Annotated in this window: 18 protein-coding genes and 1 pseudogene; 10 read left to right on the forward strand and 9 right to left on the reverse strand. The window is 58.5% G+C overall.

Features of this window, described 5'->3' with window-relative positions; all coding sequences use genetic code 11:
• Positions 1-26: 26 nt before the first annotated feature.
• The 3 genes from INT39_RS06505 to INT39_RS06515 are packed head-to-tail and all read right to left on the reverse strand — an operon-like array spanning position 27 to position 1,417.
• On the reverse strand, positions 27-683 hold the full coding sequence (locus INT39_RS06505) for a response regulator transcription factor (RefSeq protein ID WP_193073053.1): 657 nt from the start codon (positions 681-683) through the stop codon (positions 27-29).
• Between the two features lie 14 nt (positions 684-697).
• Positions 698-1,099: a hypothetical protein gene (locus INT39_RS06510; RefSeq protein ID WP_193072979.1), complete on the reverse strand. Its 402-nt coding sequence runs from the start codon at positions 1,097-1,099 to the stop codon at positions 698-700.
• A 15-nt stretch (positions 1,100-1,114) separates the two neighbouring features.
• Positions 1,115-1,417, reverse strand: a complete 303-nt coding sequence (locus INT39_RS06515; RefSeq protein WP_193072981.1) for a YciI family protein — start codon at positions 1,415-1,417, stop codon at positions 1,115-1,117.
• A 127-nt stretch (positions 1,418-1,544) separates the two neighbouring features.
• Between INT39_RS06515 and INT39_RS06520 the strand changes: the two genes are divergently transcribed.
• The 8 genes and pseudogenes from INT39_RS06520 to INT39_RS06555 all read left to right on the forward strand — a co-directional run bounded on the left by INT39_RS06520 (position 1,545) and on the right by INT39_RS06555 (position 10,552).
• Positions 1,545-2,471 (forward strand): PHP domain-containing protein, encoded by a 927-nt coding sequence (locus INT39_RS06520; protein WP_193072983.1) that lies wholly within the window; start codon positions 1,545-1,547, stop codon positions 2,469-2,471.
• Entirely contained in the window at positions 2,468-3,100 is a 633-nt protein-coding gene (locus INT39_RS06525; protein ID WP_193072985.1) for an L-threonylcarbamoyladenylate synthase, read from the forward strand. Before INT39_RS06520 ends, INT39_RS06525 begins: the two co-directional genes overlap by 4 nt.
• A 56-nt stretch (positions 3,101-3,156) precedes the next feature.
• Positions 3,157-4,377 (forward strand): tryptophan--tRNA ligase, encoded by a 1,221-nt coding sequence (locus INT39_RS06530; RefSeq protein ID WP_193072987.1) that lies wholly within the window; start codon positions 3,157-3,159, stop codon positions 4,375-4,377.
• A 23-nt stretch (positions 4,378-4,400) separates the two neighbouring features.
• Entirely contained in the window at positions 4,401-5,237 is an 837-nt protein-coding gene (locus INT39_RS06535; RefSeq protein WP_413468906.1) for a segregation and condensation protein A, read from the forward strand.
• Positions 5,218-5,955 (forward strand): SMC-Scp complex subunit ScpB, encoded by a 738-nt coding sequence (gene scpB, locus INT39_RS06540; protein WP_193072992.1) that lies wholly within the window; start codon positions 5,218-5,220, stop codon positions 5,953-5,955. Before INT39_RS06535 ends, scpB begins: the two co-directional genes overlap by 20 nt.
• 102 nt (positions 5,956-6,057) lie before the next feature.
• Positions 6,058-6,951 (forward strand): annotated as a pseudogene (gene rluB / locus INT39_RS06545) (23S rRNA pseudouridine(2605) synthase RluB); the annotation flags it as partial.
• Between the two features lie 215 nt (positions 6,952-7,166).
• Entirely contained in the window at positions 7,167-9,539 is a 2,373-nt protein-coding gene (gene ligA / locus INT39_RS06550) for an NAD-dependent DNA ligase LigA (RefSeq protein ID WP_193072996.1), read from the forward strand.
• On the forward strand, positions 9,536-10,552 hold the full coding sequence (locus INT39_RS06555; RefSeq protein WP_193072998.1) for a tRNA dihydrouridine synthase: 1,017 nt from the start codon (positions 9,536-9,538) through the stop codon (positions 10,550-10,552). The genes ligA and INT39_RS06555 overlap by 4 nt, the downstream gene beginning before the upstream one ends.
• Positions 10,553-10,593: 41 nt before the next feature.
• Here the strand turns inward: INT39_RS06555 and INT39_RS06560 are convergent, their stop codons facing one another.
• From INT39_RS06560 to INT39_RS06570, 3 genes are read right to left on the reverse strand one after another with little or no spacing between them, the layout of a single operon-like run.
• Positions 10,594-11,361 (reverse strand): SDR family oxidoreductase, encoded by a 768-nt coding sequence (locus INT39_RS06560; protein WP_193073000.1) that lies wholly within the window; start codon positions 11,359-11,361, stop codon positions 10,594-10,596.
• A gap of 33 nt (positions 11,362-11,394) precedes the next feature.
• On the reverse strand, positions 11,395-12,615 hold the full coding sequence (locus tag INT39_RS06565; RefSeq protein ID WP_193073055.1) for an acyl-CoA dehydrogenase family protein: 1,221 nt from the start codon (positions 12,613-12,615) through the stop codon (positions 11,395-11,397).
• 34 nt (positions 12,616-12,649) lie between these two features.
• Complete coding sequence (locus INT39_RS06570) at positions 12,650-14,386, reverse strand: class I adenylate-forming enzyme family protein (RefSeq protein ID WP_226944581.1); 1,737 nt, start codon at positions 14,384-14,386, stop codon at positions 12,650-12,652.
• Positions 14,387-14,695: 309 nt separating this feature from the next.
• On the opposite strand from INT39_RS06570, the gene INT39_RS06575 reads away from it, so the two are divergent.
• Both INT39_RS06575 and INT39_RS06580 read left to right on the forward strand, forming a co-directional pair.
• The gene (locus INT39_RS06575; RefSeq protein WP_193073002.1) at positions 14,696-15,895 is read left to right on the forward strand and encodes a TAXI family TRAP transporter solute-binding subunit; all 1,200 of its coding nucleotides are present in this window, start codon (positions 14,696-14,698) and stop codon (positions 15,893-15,895) included.
• Between the two features lie 85 nt (positions 15,896-15,980).
• Complete coding sequence (locus INT39_RS06580; RefSeq protein WP_193073004.1) at positions 15,981-17,909, forward strand: TRAP transporter permease; 1,929 nt, start codon at positions 15,981-15,983, stop codon at positions 17,907-17,909.
• An 11-nt stretch (positions 17,910-17,920) separates the two neighbouring features.
• Here the strand turns inward: INT39_RS06580 and INT39_RS06585 are convergent, their stop codons facing one another.
• From INT39_RS06585 to INT39_RS06595, 3 genes are all read right to left on the reverse strand, one after another.
• A complete protein-coding gene (locus INT39_RS06585; protein WP_193073006.1) occupies positions 17,921-18,649 on the reverse strand; it encodes a TetR/AcrR family transcriptional regulator in 729 nt (242 codons plus the stop codon).
• 308 nt (positions 18,650-18,957) lie between these two features.
• Entirely contained in the window at positions 18,958-20,358 is a 1,401-nt protein-coding gene (locus tag INT39_RS06590) for a DcaP family trimeric outer membrane transporter (RefSeq protein WP_226944582.1), read from the reverse strand.
• A 57-nt stretch (positions 20,359-20,415) separates the two neighbouring features.
• Complete coding sequence (locus tag INT39_RS06595; RefSeq protein ID WP_193073007.1) at positions 20,416-22,092, reverse strand: long-chain fatty acid--CoA ligase; 1,677 nt, start codon at positions 22,090-22,092, stop codon at positions 20,416-20,418.
• Between the last annotated feature and the right edge of the window lie 321 nt (positions 22,093-22,413).

The raw sequence follows: 22,413 nt of genomic DNA on the forward strand, positions 1-22,413 counted from the left end.
GGCAATGTAAAGCCAGTAAGGCTTTCTCAGCTGTACAGATAGCCGCGCCCGCGGACCGACTGGATGCGCGGGCGCCCATCAGCATGGGGACCCAGCTTGCGTCGAAGATTGCTCATATGCATGTCCAGACTGCGGTCATGGGGGCCGAGCGGTTTGCCCAGGGCCTGACGCGACAGGTTCTGGCGGTCGATCAACTGGCCGGGGCGTTCCAGCAGTTCGCGCAGGATCAGCGCTTCGGTCTGGGTCAGCGTCATGAGCTCGTCGTTCTGCCAGACCATCAGACTGCCGGTGTCCATACGCAGGTCGCCCAGTTCCAGGGACTGACTGTCGGTTGCCGGCGCAGCGCGGCGTAGCAGTGCGCGCAGTCGGGCTACCAGTTCACGTGGGTCGCAGGGCTTGGCGAGATAGTCATCCGCACCCAGCTCCAGGCCGAGAATGCGGTCTACCGGCTCGCCGCGCGCACTGAGCATAAGCAGCGGGGTGTTGCAGGTATGACGCAGGGCCCGCAGCACTTCCAGGCCATTCATGCCGGGTAGCATCATGTCCAGCACTATGGCCTCGTAACTGCCTTCACGGGCGGCTTCGAGCCCGGCGGCGCCGTCATGCACGCTGGTCAGGAGGAAACCTTCGGCCGCCAGCCAGGAGCCCAGCAGTTCGCAGAGCTCCTGGTCGTCGTCGATCATCAAGATGGTCTGATTCAATTGGTCCACTCGTTGCGTTTGCGACGACCACCGAGCTGAGCCAGCAACCAGCCCAGTATCAGGCTGCCGGCAACTGTCGCCCCGCCGACGATGAACCATTTGCGTTGCTCTTCCGCCTGGTTGGTGTCGGCAACCTTTTCCATGACTGACAAGCGATCACGCAAGGCAAGGTTCTGTCTGCTCAGTTGCTCGACTTCGGCATGATCGGCGGTATTCGCCAGCTCGTCGGCCAGACGCTGCCGCTCGGCTTCCACCTTGGCCAGCTCGGCTTGCAGGGTGCCGACGTCCTGTTCGACAACAGCGGCCTCCTGTTCAGGTGGGGTGTCCGCTTGTTGGGCCTGGGATGACAGCGGCAGCAGCAGAAGGGCGAGCGGCAATATGAGGGTGCGGAAAGGCATTCGGGGCTCTCCTCGTCAGGCGGGCAGGACGCGTTTGAATGGTTTTACCAGAACCTGACTGTACACCCCGGCGGCAATATAAGGGTCGCTGTCGGCCCAGGCACGGGCATCTTCCAGAGAGGCAAATTCAGCGACCACCAGGCTGCCGGTGAAGCCGGCGCTACCGGGATCATTCGAATCAATGGCCGGATGTGGACCTGCCAGCACCAACCGCCCGGCATCCTGCAATTGATGAAGGCGGGCGAGGTGTTCGGGACGAGCTGCCAGCCGAGCGTCGAGTGTGCCCGGAGCGTCGCTGGCAATGATGGCGTATAACATGTCGGTTCCTTAGATAGGATGGCTTTGGGTGGTAAACAATGCAGTAAGTTATGTCATCGGTTAGGCATTGTCAGCGTCCAGACGGCATAATAGCCAAATTCTTTCAGTCGATGGGCCAGGAGTCACCTTGTTAGCGGATCTGCACATGCACAGTACAGCCTCGGACGGCGCCCTTGGGCCTGCGGAGCTGATGGCGCGTGCAGCAGCGGCTGGGATCGATCTGGTGGCGTTGACCGACCACGATTGTGTCGATGGGCTGGCTGAAGCGCAACAGGCTGCGCTGGCCCATGGTATGCAGTGGGTCAGCGGCATAGAGCTGTCCGCGCAGTGGCAGGGCCACACCATTCATATCCTCGGTTACGGTTTCGACATGCAGTCTCCGGCTTTTCTTGAAGCATTGGCCGCAGTGCGTGATGGGCGCTGGCAGCGTGCCGAACAGATCGCCACCCGGCTGGCCGCCAAGCGCATGCCCGGCGCGCTGGAAGGTGCGCTGGCAGTGCAGCAGGCGACCGGCAGTGATCCGAGCAGTCCCCCAGCGCGTCCGCATTTTGCCGACTGGATGGTGCAGGCCGGGCATGTTCGCGACCGCGCTGAAGCCTTCCGCAAATGGCTGGGGGCGGGCAAGCTGGGCGATATCAAACAACATTGGCCGGAATTGGAGCAGGCAGTGGAGCAGCTGCGTGCTGCCGGCGGTATGGCGGTGATAGCGCATCCCTGGCATTACGGTTTTACCCGATCTCGCATCCGCCGCCTGCTACGCGATTTTGCCCAGGCCGGTGGACGCGGTATCGAGGTATCCAACGGCAAGCAGGCACCTGAACAGGTAGCAGTGCTGGCGCGGATGAGTGTTGAATTTGGTTTTCTGGCCAGTTGTGGCAGCGATTTCCATCATCCGGATTCGCCGTGGATGGCGCTGGGTAAAATGACGCCCTTGCCCGCTGCTTGCACGCCGGTATGGCATGATGCGGGGTTCACTGGCAGCGGCGACGCTGCTTGCGATATAGCGGCAACAGATTCTAGACTGCCGGAAAGCCGAACGAGAATGCAGCCGTGAGCCAATATTTCGAGATTCACCCGGACAATCCGCAATCGCGCCTGATCAGTCAGGCGGCGGAAATTGTGCGCGCCGGTGGAGTGATCGCCTATCCGACCGACTCGGCCTACGCGCTGGGCTGTCATCTCGGCGACAAGGGCGCGCTGGAACGTATTCGTCGTCTGCGTCAGCTGGACGACAAACACAATTTCACGCTGGTCTGTCGTGATCTGTCGGAGCTGGGCGTCTACGCCAAGGTCGACAACGCGACCTTCCGGCTGTTGAAGGGCAATACGCCGGGGCCCTATACCTTCATTCTGCATGCCACCAGTGAAGTGCCCAGACGCTTGCTGCATCCCAAGCGTCGCACCATCGGCCTGCGTATTCCCGATCACCAGATCACCCTGGCGCTGCTTGAAGAGTTGGGCGAACCGTTGATGAGTGTGACGCTGCAGATGCCTGGCGACAGTCTGCCACTGACTGATCCTGAGGATATTCGCGAACGCTTGGATAAACACGTCGATCTGATCATCGACAGCGGCGCCTGTACCATCGAACCGACTACCGTGGTCGCGCTGCTCAACGGCGAAACCGAAGTACGCCGCATCGGCCGGGGCGACCCGGAGCCTTTCGGCGTCAGCCGTGAATGACATAATAACTATCCCACTGCCAACATGACGTATCACCAGACAATCAGGAGTTACCTTTGAGTTCCGTTGAATCCCAGCGCCGGGTCGTATCGGGCATGCGCCCCACCGGCCGCCTGCATCTAGGTCATTATCATGGCGTGCTCAAGAACTGGGTAAAGCTGCAGCACGAGTATGAGTGCTTCTTCTTTGCAGCCGACTGGCACGCTTTGACCACCCTGTACGAGACGCCGCAGGATATCGAACAGAACGTCTGGGATATGATGATCGACTGGTTGGCGGCTGGTGTCAGTGGTACCTCCGCGACCCTGTTCATCCAGTCGCAGGTGCCCGAACACGCCGAGCTGAATCTGCTGCTGTCCATGTCCACGCCGCTGAGCTGGCTGGAGCGGGTGCCGACCTATAAGGATCAGCAGGAAAAACTGCGCGATCTGGATCTGGCCACCTACGGCTTCCTGGGCTATCCGCTGCTGATGAGTGCGGACATTCTCATCTACCGTGCCGGCCTGGTACCGGTGGGCGCAGATCAGTTGTCCCATGTGGAAATCACCCGTGAGCTGGCGCGCCGCTTCAACCATCTGTATGGCAAGGAGGCCGGCTTTGAAGACAAGGCGCGCTCCGCTATCCAGAAGATGGGCAAGAAAGCCGCGAAGCTGTACAGCAACCTGCGTACCGCCTATCAGGAAAAAGGCGATGCCGAGGCGCTGGACACCGCCCGTGCATTGCTGCAAGAGCAGCAGAACATCACGCTGGGTGACAAGGAACGGTTATTCGGTTACCTCGAAGGCGGCGGCAAGGTGATTCTGCCCGAGCCCCAGGCATTGCTGACACCCGCTTCGAAAATGCCCGGCCTGGATGGACAGAAGATGTCCAAGTCCTACGGCAACACTATCACCCTGCGCGATACCAGTGATGAAGTCAGCGAGAAGGTCCGTCGCATGCCGACTGATCCGGCGCGTGTGCGTCGCACCGATCCAGGCGACCCGGATAAGTGTCCGGTATACCAGCTGCATCTGATCTACACCGACAAGGCGACCCATGACTGGGTGAATGAAGGATGCCGCAGCGCCGGTATCGGCTGCCTGGACTGTAAGAAGCCGGTTATCGACGCCATTTGCACCGAGTTGGCACCGATGCAGGCACGGGCTGTGGAGTATGAAAACAACCCGGATGCCGTGCGCCTGATCCTCACTGAAGGCGCCGAGCGGGCCCGTGATGCAGCGCGCGATACCCTGGCTGAAGTACGCCAGGCCATCGGCCTGAACTACCGTCGCGGCTGATGAGCGCCCGGGAACCAGAGCAGCTGGCGCAAAGCGAGCCGGTTGCTGAGTTGCCGGGCCCTTTGCAGCATGAATTGCCGCTGGCCATGGTCAATGGTCAGCCGGTTACCGAGATGCCTCAGGATCTGTACATTCCTCCCGAGGCGCTCGAAGTTTTTCTCGATACCTTCGAAGGCCCCCTCGATCTGCTGCTTTATCTGATCCGCCGGCAGAATCTCGATGTGCTCGATATTCCCGTTGCCGAAATCACCCGGCAGTACATGGGCTATGTCGAACTGATGAAGGTGGTGCGGCTGGAGCTCGCAGCGGAATACCTGGTCATGGCTGCCATGCTGGCGGAGATCAAGTCGCGCATGCTGCTGCCCCGTCAGGAGCACCAAGGTGATGATGAGGACGATCCGCGCGCTGAGCTGATTCGCCGGCTGCAGGAATATGAGCGCTTTCGCCAGGCGGCGGAGAATCTCGATGGTCTGCCACGGGTCGGGCGCGATATAGCCCTCGCGGCGGCAGCACCTCCGGCATTGGAAGCACGTGCAGCGCATCCGGATGTGAGCATGGATGAGTTGCTGCTGGCGCTTACCGACGTGCTGCGCCGCGCCGACATGTTTGAAAGTCATCAGGTCAGCCGGGAGGTGCTCTCTACCCGTGAGCGTATGGCCGATGTGCTGGAGCGTCTGAAGGGTGGGCAGTTCGTTCCCTTTATCAGCCTGTATCAGGTCAGTGAAGGCCGACTCGGTGTGGTGGTGACCTTCATGGCGGTTCTTGAACTGGTCAAGGAACAACTGATTGATCTGGTGCAGAGCGAGCCTCTTGCACCCATTCACGTCAAGGTGAAAAGCGATGTCACGACCACCGCTTGAACGGGTTCTCGAGGCGCTGTTGCAGGCCTCCGCCAAGCCATTGTCATTGGAGCGCATGCGTGAGTTGCTTGATGATGCTGCCCCCTCGCTGGATGAACTGCGCAAGGCGCTGTCGCGGTTGGCAGAAAACTGTGCGGATCGTTCGGTGGAGCTGCAGGAGGTAGCCAGCGGCTGGCGATTGCAGGTGCGCGGTGAATACGCGCCCTGGGTCAGTCGCCTTTGGGAGGAGCGCCCGGCGCGCTATTCCCGCGCACTGCTGGAAACCCTGTCGCTGATTGCCTACCGGCAACCCATCACCCGTGGCGAAATCGAGGATGTGCGTGGTGTGGCGGTCAGCAGTCAGATCGTCCGCACTCTGCTGGAGCGCGAATGGGTGCGGGTCGTGGGGCATCGAGAGGTGCCGGGGCGTCCGGCGATGTATGCCACTACCCGTCAATTTCTCGACTACTTCAATCTGCGTGGTCTGGCAGACCTGCCACCCTTGGCTGAACTGCGCGAGATAGGTGATGACTCGCCTGCGGTTGGGGCTGGTGAAGGTGATGGCGAAGCTGCTCCAGCCTGGCTGCCGGTGGCGCCGTTGACCCCCGATAAGGTCGGTGCGGGTGACTTCGGCGCCTTGCTGGACGAGCTCAATGCCATGGAAACTGACTTGAAGACCGACTTCGATGACCTCTTGCCGCCGTCTGTCGGTGATCTGGAGTCGGACGAAGATACTTGATGTTTTGTCTTTGTTGTTGACTGGCTGATATTCCAGGTCGGTGCTATTCTGCGCGACCAGATTCTCAAGAAATCATTTTCACCACACCGGGAGGTGCCACGCATGACTGATCAACCTACAAACCCAGATTCCCAATCTACAAACCCAGGTGACAGGGAAACTCCGGTCTCCGGGGAAAAACTGCAGAAAGTACTGGCCCGCATGGGGCTCGGCTCACGCCGCGAAGTCGAAGGCTGGATCGGCGCTGGGCGCGTCACCGTCAACGGTAAGGCGGCGCAGCTGGGTTGTCGGGTCGACAGCCTGGATCAGATCACAGTCGATGGCCGTCCGCTCAAGCGCGATCTGGCTACCGAAGTGGTGCGTCGCGTGCTGATCTACAACAAGCCCGAAGGCGAAGTCTGCACCCGTGACGATCCGGAAGGGCGGCCGACGGTGTTCGAGCAGTTGCCGCGCCTGAAACAGGGTCGCTGGGTCAACATCGGGCGTCTGGACATCAACACATCCGGTCTGCTGCTGTTCACCACCGATGGTGAACTGGCCAACCGACTGATGCATCCGTCCTGGCAGATGGACCGCGAATACGCGGTGCGGGTCATGGGTGAAGTCGATGAAAACATGATCGAGCGCCTGAAGACCGGTGTCATGCTCGATGATGGTCCCGCCAGGTTCACCGACGTGGTCAGTTCTGGTGGTGAGGGTATCAACCGCTGGTATCACGTCTGCCTGATGGAAGGCCGCAACCGCGAAGTGCGACGTCTGTGGGAATCCCAGGGCGTGCGTGTGAACCGCCTCAAGCGGGTTCGCTTCGGGCCGGTGTTTCTTGGTGCCGAGCTGCCGGTTGGCCGCTGGCGCGACATGAAACAGAACGAACTGGATATTCTCAGCGAAGAAGTGGGCCTGAAGCCGATACGCTTGCCGGAAGCCACGGTTGCCCAGAAGGAAAAGCAGAAGCGCCAGGCGCGCAAGCCCTCCATGCACCAGGCTCGCGTAGTACGCCAGAACAAGTTCAAGGGCAGCGACCGCACCCGCAAATAACGCCCCTGTCGCACGCACCTTGGTGGATCCCGGTTTCCTGGAGCCACTGAGGTGAATACTCCCGCGCCCGGTTTTTCCCGGTGCGCAGGGAGTTGGCGCAAGCTGCGCTGCCGCCACGAGTGGGTTCCTTGCTACAATCGTCGTCTTGTTTTCCATCGCCGATGATTTGACCAACCATGACCTCGATTTCCGACCCTTCGATTCAGGCTCAGCAACTGCGTGAGCAGATCGACCAGCACAACTACAACTACTACGTCCTCGACGAGCCTGCAGTGCCCGACGTGGAATATGATCGGTTGTTCAATCAGCTGAAGGTGCTCGAAGAGGCCAATCCCGACATCATCACGCCAGATTCGCCAACTCAGCGGGTCGGGGGCATGGCCTCGTCGGCGTTCGGTCAGGTACGTCATGACGTCCCCATGTTGAGCCTGGGCAATGCCTTCCAGGAAAGTGACATGCGCGACTTCGATAGCCGGGTACGCCGTGGGCTGGACCTGCCCCAGCCGGACCTGCTGGGTGGTGGCGCACAGATCGAATACTGCTGCGAACCGAAGCTGGATGGGTTGGCCATCAGTCTGCTGTATGAAAATGGCCTGCTGGTCCGTGGCGCGACTCGGGGCGATGGCACCACCGGTGAGGACATTACCGTCAACGTGCGCACCGTACGCAATATTCCACTGAAGCTGCGCGGGACCGACTGGCCCGCGGTGCTGGAAGTACGTGGCGAGGTCTACATGACCAAAGCCGGTTTCGAGCGGTTGAACGAAAGCGCCCGCGAGGCGGGCAGCAAGACTTTTGCCAACCCGCGAAACGCCGCCGCCGGCTCGCTACGCCAGCTCGATTCGAACATTACCGCTCAGCGCCCGCTGGAATTCTGCTGTTACGGTATCGGCCGTTTTGAAGGTGAGCTGCCCGATACGCAGGTTGGCATCCTGCATTGCCTGCGTGATTGGGGGCTGTTGATCAGTCGTGAGCTCAGGTTGGTAGAGGGTATCGATGGCTGCCTCGACTACTACCGCGACATCGGCGAGCGACGCAATAGCCTGCCTTACGAAATCGACGGGGTAGTCTTCAAGGTCAATAATCTTGGCTGGCAGCGTGAACTGGGTTTCCGTTCCCGTGAGCCGCGCTGGGCGATCGCGCACAAATTTCCGGCCAGTGAGGAAATGACCGAGCTGCTGGACGTCGAATTTCAGGTCGGACGCACAGGTGCAGTTACCCCGGTAGCACGGCTGAAACCGGTACAGGTTGCTGGCGTCACCGTGTCCAATGCGACTTTGCACAACATGGATGAAGTCCAGCGTCTGGGAGTGATGATCGGTGACACCGTGATCATTCGCCGGGCCGGTGACGTCATCCCGCAAGTGATGCAGGTGGTCATGGATTTGCGTCCGGCTGATGCTCGCGCGGTGCATATTCCAGAACAATGTCCGGTGTGCGGCTCGGCGGTGGAGCGTATTCAGCTGGTCAAGCGTGGGCGTGGCAAGCAGACCGTGACCGAAGGCGCAGCTTATCGCTGTGTCGGGCGACTGGCGTGCAAGGCGCAGTTGAAACAGGCGATCATGCATTTTGTATCTCGGCGGGCGCTGGATATCGATGGTCTCGGAGAGAAGATCATCGAGCAGCTGATCGATCGGGACATGATCGCCTCGCCAGCCGATCTGTACGCGCTGACCTACGAGCAGGTCATTACCCTGGAAGGTTTTGCGGAGGTGTCGACCAACAACCTGCTGCTGGCGATCCAGCACAGCAAGCCGGTGACGCTGGCGCGTTTCATTTATGCGCTCGGTATTCCTGATGTCGGAGAAGAAACTGCCAAGCTGCTGGCCCGCGCCTTGGGTCGGCTGGAGCGCATCAGTCAGGCGAAGGAAGAAATTCTGCAGTTCCTGCCGGAGATCGGTGCCGAAGTGGCCCATGAAATTACTGCGTTTTTTGCAGATGAACACAACCAGACGGTGATTCAGCAATTACTCGAACGGGGCGTGCAGCTGCAGGAGGAGGGCGGTCTGGCCCCGGAGTTTGCCGCAAGTGTCAGCTTGGGCGAGTTTCTCGCACGTCTGGAGATCCCCTCGGTTGCCGGCACAAGTGCTCAGCGGTTGGCCGACCGTTTCGGCAATCTGACTGCCATCATCGAGGCGGACTGGCTGGATCTCAAGCAGGTGGAAAGGCTGAATGAAAAGGCCATCAAGAGCTTGCGCGAGTATTTTCAGGATTCGGCACAGCGTCAGCGGGTACTGGCGATCGAGCAGCAGCTGCGGGACTTCGGCATGCATTGGGAGAGTCCCAGGGCGCAGGGTGCTGAGCTGCCGCTGAGCGGTGAGACCTGGGTACTGACCGGTACTCTGGAGCGCTTCTCGCGCGATGTGGCCAAGGACTATCTGGAAGGTCTCGGTGCCAAGGTGGCAGGCAGCGTCTCCGCCAAGACCCATTGTGTGGTGGCCGGGCCGGGCGCCGGCAGCAAGCTGGCAAAAGCGGAACAGTTGGGAGTGCAGGTGATGGACGAAGCCGCGCTGCTCGAGCTGCTTGCCAGTCACGGCATTGATCCATGAAACACGCCATTATTCTGGCCCCCATGGAGGGGCTGGTGGATGCCCCATTGCGCGATATCCTCACCCGTATCGGTGGTATAGATCGCTGCGTCAGCGAATTCATTCGGGTGACCGATGGCCCGCTGAATACCGGGACCATCCGACGTATCGTTCCGGAAAGTCTGCATGGCTGGAAAACTGCTGTAGGCGTGCCGGTCCATCCGCAGCTGCTGGGCTCAGACCCTGACTGGTTAGGGCATAACGCCGCGCTGCTGGCAGAGTTGGGTGCGCCGGCGGTGGACTTGAATTTCGGCTGTCCGGCCAAAACCGTCAACCGCCACCGCGGCGGTGCCACCCTGTTGCGGGAGCCGGACACCCTGTACCAGATCGTTGCTGCCGTGCGGGCGGCAACGCCTGCAGCGATTCCTGTCACAGCCAAGATGCGCTTGGGCTACAGCGATACCAGTCTGACGCTGGAATGCGCCAGTGCCCTGGCTGATGCAGGGGCGGCAGAGATTGCCGTGCACGCGCGCACCAAGGTGGAAGGCTACAAGCCGCCGGCGCACTGGGAATGGCTGGCCAGAGTGCGTGAGTCGGTGGCGGTACCGGTAGTTGCCAATGGGGATGTGGCCAGTCTGGATGACTATCAGGAGATTCGTCGGGTCAGTGGTTGTGAACAGGTCATGGTCGGTCGTGGCCTGGTTGCGCGCCCCGGCCTTGCGCGCTGTATCCAGGCTGCCGAGGAGGGGATAACTGCAGCTGACCTGAGCTGGGAAGAGCTGCAGCCCTGGTTGCTGGACTTCTATCAGCAGGTGCGTGAGCGAGTCGCTGATCGCCATGCTCCGGGTCGCTGCAAACAGTGGCTGGGGTTTCTAGCCCGGCATTATCCCCAGGCCCAGGCATTATTCGACGTAGTGCGCCGCCAGACCTGTGCTGAGACGCTGCAGGAAATGCTGGCGCAAGACTGGCAACCCTTGCCTGTGCAGCGGGCTGAACCCCGCCTGCAATTCAACGCAGTCGTTGAAGCCCTGTGATTGAGGGTTGATGCAAACGGGTATCCGCAGCGGGTTTGTGATCAGCTCCTCCGGTAAGCCCGGTTGAGCTTCTTCATGCCGCCGATCCAGCGATCGTAATTTTCCGCCTTGTTGCGGAAGTAGTTGAGCACCTCGGGATGCGGCAGGACCAGAAAGGTTTCTGCCTCGATGGCCTGCAGACATGCCTCGGCGACCGGTTCCGGTTCCAGCATGCCGTCGATGCTGGCAACGCCATCTTCGCGACCTTTGGTCATGGCCGAACGCACCGCCTGCGGGCAGAGCACCGATACCTTGATGCCGTTATCGCCATAGGTCAGTGCCAGCCATTCGGCCAGAGCCACCGCCGCGTGTTTGGTCACGGCATAGGGAGCAGAGCCCACCTGAGACAGCAGGCCCGCAGCGGAAGCGGTGTTGAGGAAGTAGCCCTCACCACGCTCGATCATCCGGGGAGCCAGATGTCTGGCTGCATACACATGGGCCATCACGTTGATATCCCATATCCGTTGCCAGTCATCGTTGGCGACTTCCGGGCCGCCCGGCAGCAGGATGCCGGCGTTGGAGCAGAACAGATCAATGGGGCCTTCCTGGGCTTCCACATCCTCAATCATGCTCTTGATGTCCTCTTCCAAGGCCACGTTGACCTTGCGGGCTATACCGCCAATGTGTTCCGCGGTCTCCCGTGCGCCCTGTTCATCCAGGTCTGCACAGATCACCCGTTTGGCGCCGGCTTGGGCAAACCGGATCGCCAGCGCTCGGCCGATGCCACCGGCTGCGCCGGTGACCACTACAATACGATTGTTGATATCCATCGTCAGTTTCCTTCCAGTGTTGTATGCAGGGCCTTAGCGGCCCTGTTTCTGGTTGTAGGATTTGACTTCGGCACGAGCCACCACGTTGTGATGAACTTCATCAGGGCCGTCTGCCAGGCGCAGCGTCCGCTGCTTGGTATACATGTCCGGCAGCGGGGACCATTGGCTGATGCCGGTGGCACCATGAATCTGGATAGCCTGATCGATGATGTTGCAGCACTTCTCGGGAACCATTGCCTTGGCCATGGAGACCCAGATGCGCGCTTCCTTGTTGCCCAGAACGTCCATGGCCTTGGCGGCTTTCAAGACGATCATGCGCATGGCTTCGATCTCGATACGGGCACGGGAAATGGTTTCCATGTTCTTGCCCAGATCAACAATGGAACGGCCGAAGGCTTCGCGGTTCTGGCCCCGTTCGATCATCAGGCTCAGCGCCTTTTCTGCGGCGCCGATGGAGCGCATGCAATGGTGGATACGGCCTGGCCCAAGGCGCAGCTGAGAAATCTCGAAACCGCGCCCTTCACCCCACAGGATGTTGTCCTTGGGGACACGGACGTTGTCCAGCCTGATGTGCATGTGGCCGTGTGGCGCATCGTCATGACCAAACACATTCATGGGGCCCAATATGGTCAGGCCGGGCGCGTCCATTGGCACCAGGATTTGCGACTGCTGGCGAAAGGGTTCTGCATCCGGGCTGGTTTTCACCATGCAGATCATGATCTTGCAGCGTGGGTCGCCGGCACCGGAAATATAATATTTTTCGCCGTTGATGACCCACTCATCACCTTCGAGCACAGCGCTGGTTGCGATATTGCGGGCATCGGAGGAGGCGACGTGCGGCTCGGTCATGCCGAAGCATGAGCGGATCTCACCATTCAGCAAGGGTTTGAGCCACTGCTCTTTCTGTTCTGGCGTGCCGACACGCTCGAGAACCTCCATATTGCCCGTATCCGGGGCGGAGCAGTTGAGGGTTTCGGAGGCCAGGGGGTTCTTGCCCAGCTCAACCGCGATATAGGCGTAATCCAGGTTGGACAGGCCTTCCCCGGTTTCGGCGTTAGGCAAAAAGAAATTCCAAAGCCCCGCTTCCTTGGCCTTTTTCTTGGCGCCTTCCAGCAGCTCCAACTGGCCCGGCGCGTAACTGAAACGTTCTGCACGGCCCTCACCCAGGCGGTTATATTCTTCCAGGATGGGATCAACATTGTCCCGGATATGCTGCTTGACGGCGTCCAGCAGGGGGCGGACTTTTTCCGACATGGTCAGATCATTGAGTTGATGAGCGTTGTTTGTGCTATCCACGGTTATCTCCTGAAAGTATGGGGGTTGGGATATTCGTACATTCATTTCGTATGCTTTGCCGATCGATTTTTCCGGTTCCGCCGCGGGGCAGGGGAGCAGACCAGAACCAGATACATTTCGGAATCTTGAAAGCAGCAAGGTGGTTGGCGAGTCCATGTCGCAACTCGGTTTCTGTTACATCCGCGTCGGGCAGAAGGTAGACCGCCGCACCGACGACTTCGCCCAGGCGTTCGTCCGGTATCGGAAAAACGCAGGCTTCGGCTATGCCTGGTTGGTGATGCAGTGCACCTTCCACCTCCAGACACGAAATGTTCTCGCCGCCCCGGATGATGATAGTTTTCTTCCGGTCAACGATATAAAAGAAGCCTTCATCGTCCATGCGGGCAAGATCGCCGGTGTAAAGCCAGCCATCCCGCAGGGTCGTGTCTGTGGCCTCTGGCTGGTTCAAATAGCAGCGCATGTTCGCCGGACTTTTGATGAGCAATTCGCCGACCTGGCCGGTGGGAACCTCGAGGCCCTGTTCATCGACGATCAGGGCTTCCTGCAGGGGCGGCGTCAGCTTGCCCGCGGTGTCCGGACGATCCAGATAGTCGGCGCCCGAGGCCACGATTCCCAGGCCGTTGGTTTCCGTCATGCCCCAACCGGAGGCGATCATGGCATGGGGGAAAGCTTGCGCCAGCAGGTTGACCTGGGCAGCGGGCCGCTTTGCGCCCCCGGCGACAATACCCGCCAGGGATGGTAGCTCCTGCCCCAGTCGTCGAGCGGCATCCATCAACTCGGCGGACTGGGTGGGCACACCGAGGAATCGGGTGATCTGTTCCGCATTGATCAGCTCCACTGCCAGCTCCGGGTCCCATTTGTACATCAGGACGATCTTGGCGCCGGTAGCCAGGCCTTGCAGAAATATCGAGTTGAGGGCCGTGACATGAAATAGGGGAGTAACAACCAGGGACGCTGTTTGTGGTGGCGGTGGCCCATCATCGACAGGGGTGATCAGTGGCTGCATTTCCTTGGCCATCATCAAGGAATAGATTGCTGAAATGGCGCCCCGATGAGTCAGAACGACGCCCTTTGGCGTGCCTGATGATCCAGACGAATAGAGCACCACAACGTCGTCGTCGGGGGCAAGATCAACCGTCGACCAGGTGACAGGCTCGGCTCGATCCTTGATCTGTTCATAATGCAGGGGACCTTGTGCATCCCGTACAGCCACCAGGGTGAGATTGTGAGTTTCCGCATGAGAAGCAACGGCTTCGTAGCGAGGTCCATCGGCAAATACCACCCTGGCCCCGCAATCCTTCAGGGCGAATCTCAGCTCGTCTGCGGACCACCAGGCATTCATGGGGACCGCAACGGCCCCCATGGAGGCGGCGGCCATGATCAGAACCAGCATCTCGGGGTAGTTGCGCATGGCAATCGCAACGCGATCTCCTGGAGCTACCTCAAGCTGTCCGGCCATGCCCTGCGCCAGCCGCTTCACCTCGTCGCAAAACTGGTCGTGGTTCCAGCGCTGATCCTCATAAACCAGCATATCCCGATCACCGTAGGCATCCGAGGATGTCTGTAGGAGCGCCCTCAGATTGGTCGGCGCGTTAGCAAAAACGGTATAGGTCGCGCCGTGGATACAGGCCTGTGTCAGAGCAAAGCGCGGGTCGGTGCCAGTGATATGTTCGACGGCAGCTTCAAGAGACATGCCGGAGCTGTCGGGCTCGTGATCGTTGTGATCCATTCTTATTATCCAGGTCATTGACAGAGAAACGTGCCTTCCTGACGCCCGTCAAGATCAACTTTGATGGCATCGCTGGAGTGGTCAAGCTACTGGGGCGTAGCCGTTATGTCTCCTGTTATTCACCCAATGAATAGCGCGTCAATGAGTACTTGACGCTGCGATGCATTCCGCTAGCCTGACAAGCGTCAGCTTTTCCTGAATGTCGCCATCAGGTATGGGGGGAGCTGCCAGGGCCGGCGGTTTTGGCGGCCTGAAGGCAGCCTCAGATGGAAGAGTTGATCGACAATAATAAAATGCGGAGAGCGCTTCATGAGTATCAAGTTGCTGAAGAATGCATTACGTACCGGCCTTTATGTTGCGGTCGTTCTGGCGATTGGGGGAGGTGGAGTGGCGCATGGCGCTGACTACAAAATGCCCAGGATGCTGGTTATCGGAACGGCAGGCACATCCAGTGGCAGTTTTGCCTCGACCAATGGGTGGGCTCCGACCTTCCAGAAAGACATGGGGTCCATGACTCGCATTGTGCCGGAGGACAGTGACCCCCAACGTTACCTTCGTCTCACCGACCGCCGTGATCTGACGATCAGTTCCGTTTCTACGGCGGACATGCGATTTCAGATCGAGGGTATTGGCGCCTACGCCAGCAGCAAGCCCGTAGCGCAGCGCATCATTTGGCACCACAACGATACGCCGTGGGGATTTGTAACCCGGGGAGACTCCGAGCTGCAAACCATTGAAGACCTCAAGAAAGGCGGCGTTCGAGTTGCTCGGGGCGAGTTCTCTCCACCCATGACCGCCGCTGCCGCCAAGGCGCTGCCTGCCTATCTGGGCATGACTGATGACGAGGCTGCGGAGAAGTTGTCCTTCGTTCCCGCCAGCAGTTATGCCGAGAATTGCCGTTCAGTGGTGGAAGGCAAATCAGATGTGGCTTATTGCGCCAGTACCAGTGCGGTTCTGGCGGAAATGGAAGGTGCACCGGGTGGTATCCGCTGGCTGTCGATGGACGCTGACAATGCCGAAGGCTGGGAAGGTTTCCTGACATACCGTCCGATGGTGGTACCGAGCGAAATCACCCTGGGTGTGTCGACTGCCCGGGGAGTGGCTGGCCTGACATCGAACTTCGTTTATGCAGTGCCCGCCGACGCAGAGGAGGCGTTTGCCTACAACATGGCAAAGTGGTTCCACGAGTCGTTCGACAAATACAAGGGCAGCCACCCCCTGGCGGCCCGGATGGATATCGAAGTGTTCCGCAATTACCTGGACCGGGCACCCTTGCCGATTCATGAGGGAACGATCCGATACCTCAAGGAAGTAGGCGTCTGGACGGAGGCGGACGACGTCTGGAATCAGCAGGCCGTTGAGAAGATGGATCGCTGGCTCGGAGCGCGTCAGGCCGCGTTGGACGAAGCCCGGGAAAACCGTATCTCAGCGAGCCACAATAATGAGGATTTCATGAAGATCCTGAGCAAACATACTGAAGGTCTGGAAGGCTTCCGCTCCCGCCTGTAAGCCCGGAGCCGGGTCGCGACTGCTCGCTGGCCCGGCTCGATGCTCCGAGATGATTCGCTTCTTAACCTGCCAACGGTAGATGATTATGAAAACTGAGCCTTCCAGCCATGAGCTGGAAACGCCTGAATCTGAAGCAACCCGCCTGGGTGATTCTTTTTCCTGGCAAAGCATCCTGTTTGTTGCCCTCAGCGTATGCGGCTTGCTCGCCGGGCTGACCTATATCTTCGGCTTTACCTGGAATGGCCAGAGGTTACTTGAGGGTGAGTATTACTGGGCATTCATTGGTTTCTTCGCCGCCGCGGCCTTTATTGCCCTGCCGGGCAGGGTAGGCCAGACGTCGGTACCTTTCTATGACGTGATTGCGGCTGTTGCTGTTCTTGGGGTCAGCTTCTATTTTGCCGCGAATGCCTGGGATATGGTTCAGGCCGGTTGGAGCAACCTCTACATGGGCATTGTAGTGTGGTTGCTGATGATGGAGCTGTCCCGCCGCAGCGGTGGTACTCCTTTCCTGCTGGTCGTGGTACTGATCGGCTTGTATCCGCTGGTTGCTGATTACTTCCCGGGATTACTGATGGGGATTCCCTATCAGTTTGAGCACATGATCGAAGCCCACGTGTTCCGAGCCGAGGGCATGATGGGTATTACCACCAAGATCGTCGCGGAAATCATTCTTGGCTTTCTGGTATTTGCCGGCATGCTGCTCGCGACTGGCGCTGGAACCTTCTTCATTGACCTGGCTAACGCCAGTTTCGGGCGTTACCGTGGTGGGCCGGCCAAGGTGGCGGTGGTGGCCAGCGCTTTTATGGGAAGTCTTTCAGGGTCCATCTTTTCAAACATTGCGGGAACCGGTTCGATTACCATCCCCACCATGAAGAAGGTCGGATATCCGGCCCACTACGCGGGTGCCATTGAAGCCTGTGCTTCCACCGGGGGCGTGGTCATGCCGCCAGTAATGGGTGCTATTGCCTTTGTCATGGCCATTACCATCGGCGTGGATTATGTAACGGTGATGATAGCGGCAATAGTGCCATCGCTGCTTTTCTACTTTGGACTGATACTCCAGGTGGATGCTTACGCCGCCCGTACTGGCATGAAAGGTATGCCCAGAGATCAGCTTCCGTCCACCCGTAAGGTTCTGCTCCGGGGATGGCCATTCCTGTTCGTCATGGTGTTCCTGATCTGGGGTTTGCTGTACATGCGCTGGGAATATTACACGCCCTGGTACGCCTCCCTGTTGATGATAGGTCTGTCATTCCTGCGCAAGGAAACCCGCTTGACGCCGCGCCGGCTTTACGAGGCGATCCGGCAGATCGGTGTGCTGATCACTCAGACTGCAGCCATCATCCTGCCCATCGCCTTCGTGGTCAGTGCCTTGACCATTACCGGGGTGACCGGTGCTTTAACCTCCGGCCTGGTGGCGCTGGGCGGAGGTAATATTTTCCTGATCATCTGCTTCGGTGTGATGGCCTGCTTTATCATGGGCATGGCCGGGCTGGCCATAGTGGCGTACATATTCCTGGCCGTCACCTTGGCTCCTGCAATGGTGGAAGTAGGTGGTCTCAACACCATCGCAGTGCATTTCTTCATTGTGTATTACGCCATGCTCTCGGCTATTACGCCGCCGGTTGGCGCTGCGGCTTTTTTGGCAGCGACCATAGCCGGGGCCAAGCCCATGAAGACCTCCTTTACCGCTATGCGACTGGGCGTGGTGATCTACTTCGTACCGCTGTTCTTCCTGTTCCAACCGGCGCTGGTACTTCAGGGTGATCTGACGCCGCTGATCTATGTATTGCCGTCGATAATAATGGGCATCATGTTGATTTCCGGTGGTCTGGAAGGTTATCTGCTGGGGGTGGGACTGGTGCAGCGTTGGCAACGGTTGCCGCTGGTGGCTGCTGGGTTCGCTTTCAGCTTTCCGGGGCTTCTGACCACCATGCTAGGCGGGCTCGTATCCGCTGCTCTGGTGGCCCTTATCTGGCGTCAAAACAGAACGCTCAGAGCAGTGCAGGTCTGAGAGGGTTATAACTAGTCTGCAAGGGGCGGCGCTGGTGGTTGAGTATCACTGGCGATCGCCCTGATGGGCAGAGGGTTCTGCGACAGGTTATCGATCATGGCGGTAATGCCGGCGGCAAAGGTGCTGACAATGACCTCGTCCTCAACGCCCGGATGCAGCCAGTCTCGCATAGGGCCAAAGCCGGCGAGGTAGATGATCATGTTGGCGATGATGTCAGCCCTTGGGTCATCGTCCGGCAGCTGGGAGTGGTGCCGCAGCTTGTCGGACAGCTCACGAATGACAGTTTCATCCCTGGTCCTCATGGCCTTGCGGTCCTCCTTCAGCATGTGAGGGACCGACCGATACGCCAGCAATGTTCCTTTCCGCTTCTTGGTCCATGATTCCCGCAGGTAATGGCTGACGCATTCTTCAAAAGACTCGGTCGCCCCGTCATCCAGAAGGTCGGCCAGGTTTGGAGCACCGGAACGAAACCAGAGCTTATTCAGCAGGCGCCGGAGAATGTCATTCTTGTTGGCAATGTAATCATAGATGCTGGCCTGGTTGACCCTTGAACGGGCGCAGATGTCGCGGATGGTGGTCGACGCGAACCCTTTCTCCAGAAAGAGCTCCAACGCCGCGTCGCAGATCTGGTCACGGCGTTGCTCGGCCAGAGAGAGGTTCTGAATCCCTTTGATATGGGCTTCTGCCAGTTGCTCATGGTCGCTCGAGGAGGGAGTTGGGCCGTGGTTGTCGTTCCGCATGAGTAGACCGTCTTGTGAGTGATTGGGGTTCTATTGTGCTTCACAGGGGCAAACTGCCAAGTCGTCCTGATATTTGTCAGCCTAACATGTCCTGAAACGCCGGACATCTCAGCCAGACGGGATCGCCCGGAGTTGTGACAGCACATTGGCCAGGATGGGAGAGGGTGTTGACAGGCAGGTATGGCGGATCCTACAGAGAATATTCGCCATACCCAAAGGCGCTTCAGGTGACTCTGTTGGAGGAAGTGAGGTTTGTGAAAGAGGCAACCCACCGGGTGGTGGGCTGCATGGAAGGAATTCGATCCGGCTTAGAAATCAACCTTGGCTGACGCCATGAGCTGCTCATACTGGTAGGCCGACTTGGCCTGGTCCATGGCGCCAAACTCCCAGTAGGCGTATTCCAGCCCCAGAGTGATGCGATCGGTGGCGGCATACAGCAGGTTGAGGTGAGCGGAGGAAGAGCGATCAAAGTAACGCCCCAGTTCTGCCTCGTCGGTATTGGTCATCATTTCCAGCTGCGACAGGCTCAGGTTGGAGCGCCATTTCGGCGACCAGTGTTTTTGATAAGCGATGGTTGCCCCGTAGGAAACTGCGGGTGTCAGGTCGCCGTAGATAGGATCGCCATTGGTATCCGTGGTGTCGGTATTCAGGATGTCCTGGAAGGTTCTCAGACCTACATAGCGGCCCAGAGCGCCGTAGCTGTACTGCAGTCGCAGATTATCCTTGCCGAAGGTGGGAATGCGCGCCGAGAGAGATACTGCACCCTGCAGCGAGCGGTCGCCGGAATTGCTCTTTTCCAGAGTACGCGCCATGGCTGCCAGAGAGTAGACGCCGTAATCATTACGCGCCTGATAGCGCAGCACTGCATCAGGGTAAGCCTGATCGTGATCGCCATCTTCGGGGTTCTCAATGGCAGCAAAAAGGCGCCCACCTGGCACGTTCATGCTATAGCGCAGCAGAGGTTGGCGAGCATAAGTGAAAGCTGCCATCTTGCCCTGGTTGAGGATTTCCGGAATCGCTGCACCCTCAGAGAAGGTGGTTACGTCCTGACCTACAGTCCAGTCGCCCCAGGAGGCATAAGCCAGACGCACTCGTGGGTTATAGCTGTTGGAAACGAACTCGTTGGCGCCGTCCTCGGAGCCGTGGAAGTCGAACTCGAAATAGGTGGTCAGATCTCGGCCATTCACATCGGGCGTGACGGTACGAAAGCCGATACGGCTTTCCCGGATGCTGGAGCCGAAGCGCCAGCGGTCGGCATCAGGTGAGTTCGCAAAATTCGCAAAGTTGGGTGCCTGACCCAGGGTACGGTTATTCTTGCTACCGTCGCCGCCTGAAGCGTAAACCGCGTCCGCCTTGATATAGCCGTTCACGGTGACGGTAGTATCTCCAATCTTGATGCCCTTGCCATCGCGCACGATCAGGTCAGACTTGGTGATAGCCTCCCGAGTCTCGGCATTGGCTTTCTGTTGTGATGCCAGTTCAGTCCGCGCCTCCCGAGCGTCGGCGCGTGCGGCGGCTGCCTCGGCCTCAATGCGGGCGGTGCTTTCATTGAGCTTCTGCTCAAGCGCATGCAGCTGCCGGCGCAGTTCTTCAATCTCAGCGTTCTGGGCAACGGCTGGCCCAGCCCCCATCAGCAAGAAGGGCAGCCCCATGCAAACAATAGCGCCGGCAAGAGGGTGCTTTTTGAAAATGCTTGTTGTTTTATTCATTTAAATCTCTTTTTTATGATTGGACTGTCTTTTAGCGTCGGCGAGAGGGTTGTGAGGTTATATCGCTCCTGTGGTTGCGGTGAGTCGGTGTTCCTGCTCCTGGAGTTCACGCCACATGATTTTCCCCGAAGAGGATTTCGGTAATTCCTGCATAAACTCGAAAAGCTGAGGCGCCTTGTAGGCCGCCATATTGCTTTTGCACCAGGAGCTGATTTCCTGTTCCGCCGTCTGGGAGTTGGCTTCAGCCGAAAGCACGATGCAGGCCTTGACGGTCTCGCCACGCTTGGCATCAGGCGAGGAGATGACGCATACCTCCTGAATAAGCGGGTTTTGATACATCATGCTTTCCACTTCCGATGGCCAGACCTTGAAACCCGATGCGTTAATCATTCGCTTGATGCGATCGACCATGTAGAAGTAGCCATCCTCGTCATATCTGGCGAGATCTCCGGTACGGAAGAAGCGCTTGCCTTCCAGTTCTATGAAGGCTGCTGCTGTTTCCTCGGGGCGGTTCCAATAGCCCACGGTGACTTGCGGCCCGTGGCTGATGATTTCGCCCACTTCGCCCGGTCCCAGCAGTTCCAGGGTGTCGGGATTGATGGTCCGTGAATCGACGTCAAACATGGGGATGCCAAGACACTGAGGTTTGGGGGCATCAGGCGGATTGGTATGGGTGGCCGCCATCGTCTCGGAGAGGCCATAGCCTTCCAGGTAATGCAGGCCGGTGAGTCGATAGAGTTTGTCGGCAACAGCCTGGGGCATGGCTGCGCCGCCACCGCCAATATGCTTCAAGCTGGATATGTCGTATCGGTCGAGCTCGGGATTCAGCAGAAAGTCCACTGCCATGGTGACGATATTGGCCCACCCGGTAACCTGATAACGTTCGATCAGCTTGGCTGCGACGGTGCGGTTCCAGCGCGTCATGATCACACTGGTGGCGCCGATATAGATTGGCCCATTCATGGACGCTTGCATGCCGGTCACATGGAAGAAGGGCAGGGTTGCGAGCTGGACGGAATTGACCGTGGCACTGTTCCAGACCACCCGTTGTACGGTCGTCGCCATCACCGCGCGGTGGGTATGCATGCAGCCCTTGGGTGCGCCGGTGGTGCCGGAGCTGTAGGGGATGATTGCCAGATCATCAGGGCCTGAGGTATATGGCTCGGGCTGGAGCCCGGCTTGTATGACGTCATCCCAGTTGATACATGCTTTGTCGATGGGGCCAGCGGTTGCTGATACTTCATCCGGTAATTCAAGATCGGTAGGTGCGCGCAAGCGACTGCCGTAAGCTGATATGACGACGTGCTTAAGGCTGGACGTTCCAACCAAAGGAGAGACATAACTCATCAATTCGTAGCCGGCGAGGCAAAACTCCGAACCTGTATCTTTTGCGTAATATTCCAATTCGCTTTTACGATTCATCGGATTGACCGGAACCACAATGGCATCACAACGCAAAATAGCGTAATAGCCGATGACGTACTGCGGGGAGTTCTGCATATAGAGCAGTGCTCTATCACCCTTTTTCAGACCCTTCTTCTGTAGCCAGCCAGCAAGCGCCTCTACTTCGCTCAGCAGCTCTGCATAACTGATCGATGTGTCGTAGAAAATGATGGCAGGCCTGTCTGGATAGCGCTGGGTGGAGATTTCCAGGTTGGTGACTAAGCTGGTTTGTGGCAATGGCAGGCTCTTGGGTAAATGCTGGGGCCAGACACCGTAATGATGAGTAAACATTGGATAGCTTCCTGGAATGAGTCTTTTGTTTATTTTGTCTCTATTTGGTTTCAGTTGGTTCTTTTTTTGTCATTTATAACTTCGACCATTTGAAATGATTGGACCGTTGTTATAGTGGTAAGTCAATGCTAGCGAAACCATGTATCACTCAGCGAAATACGTCATATAAGCATCTTGAATGAAGGTTTTCTATGGGTTCAGAATTTTCACTCAATAGATTATTTGTAATGGATGCGCCTGTATCATCTGTTCTAGAGGGGTTCTGTTGCGTATTCCGCGCCATCGTGACCACCCATTCCGTTTCAACGTGACCGCCTGTTC

Source organism: Pseudomonas sp. FME51 (assembly GCF_014897305.1).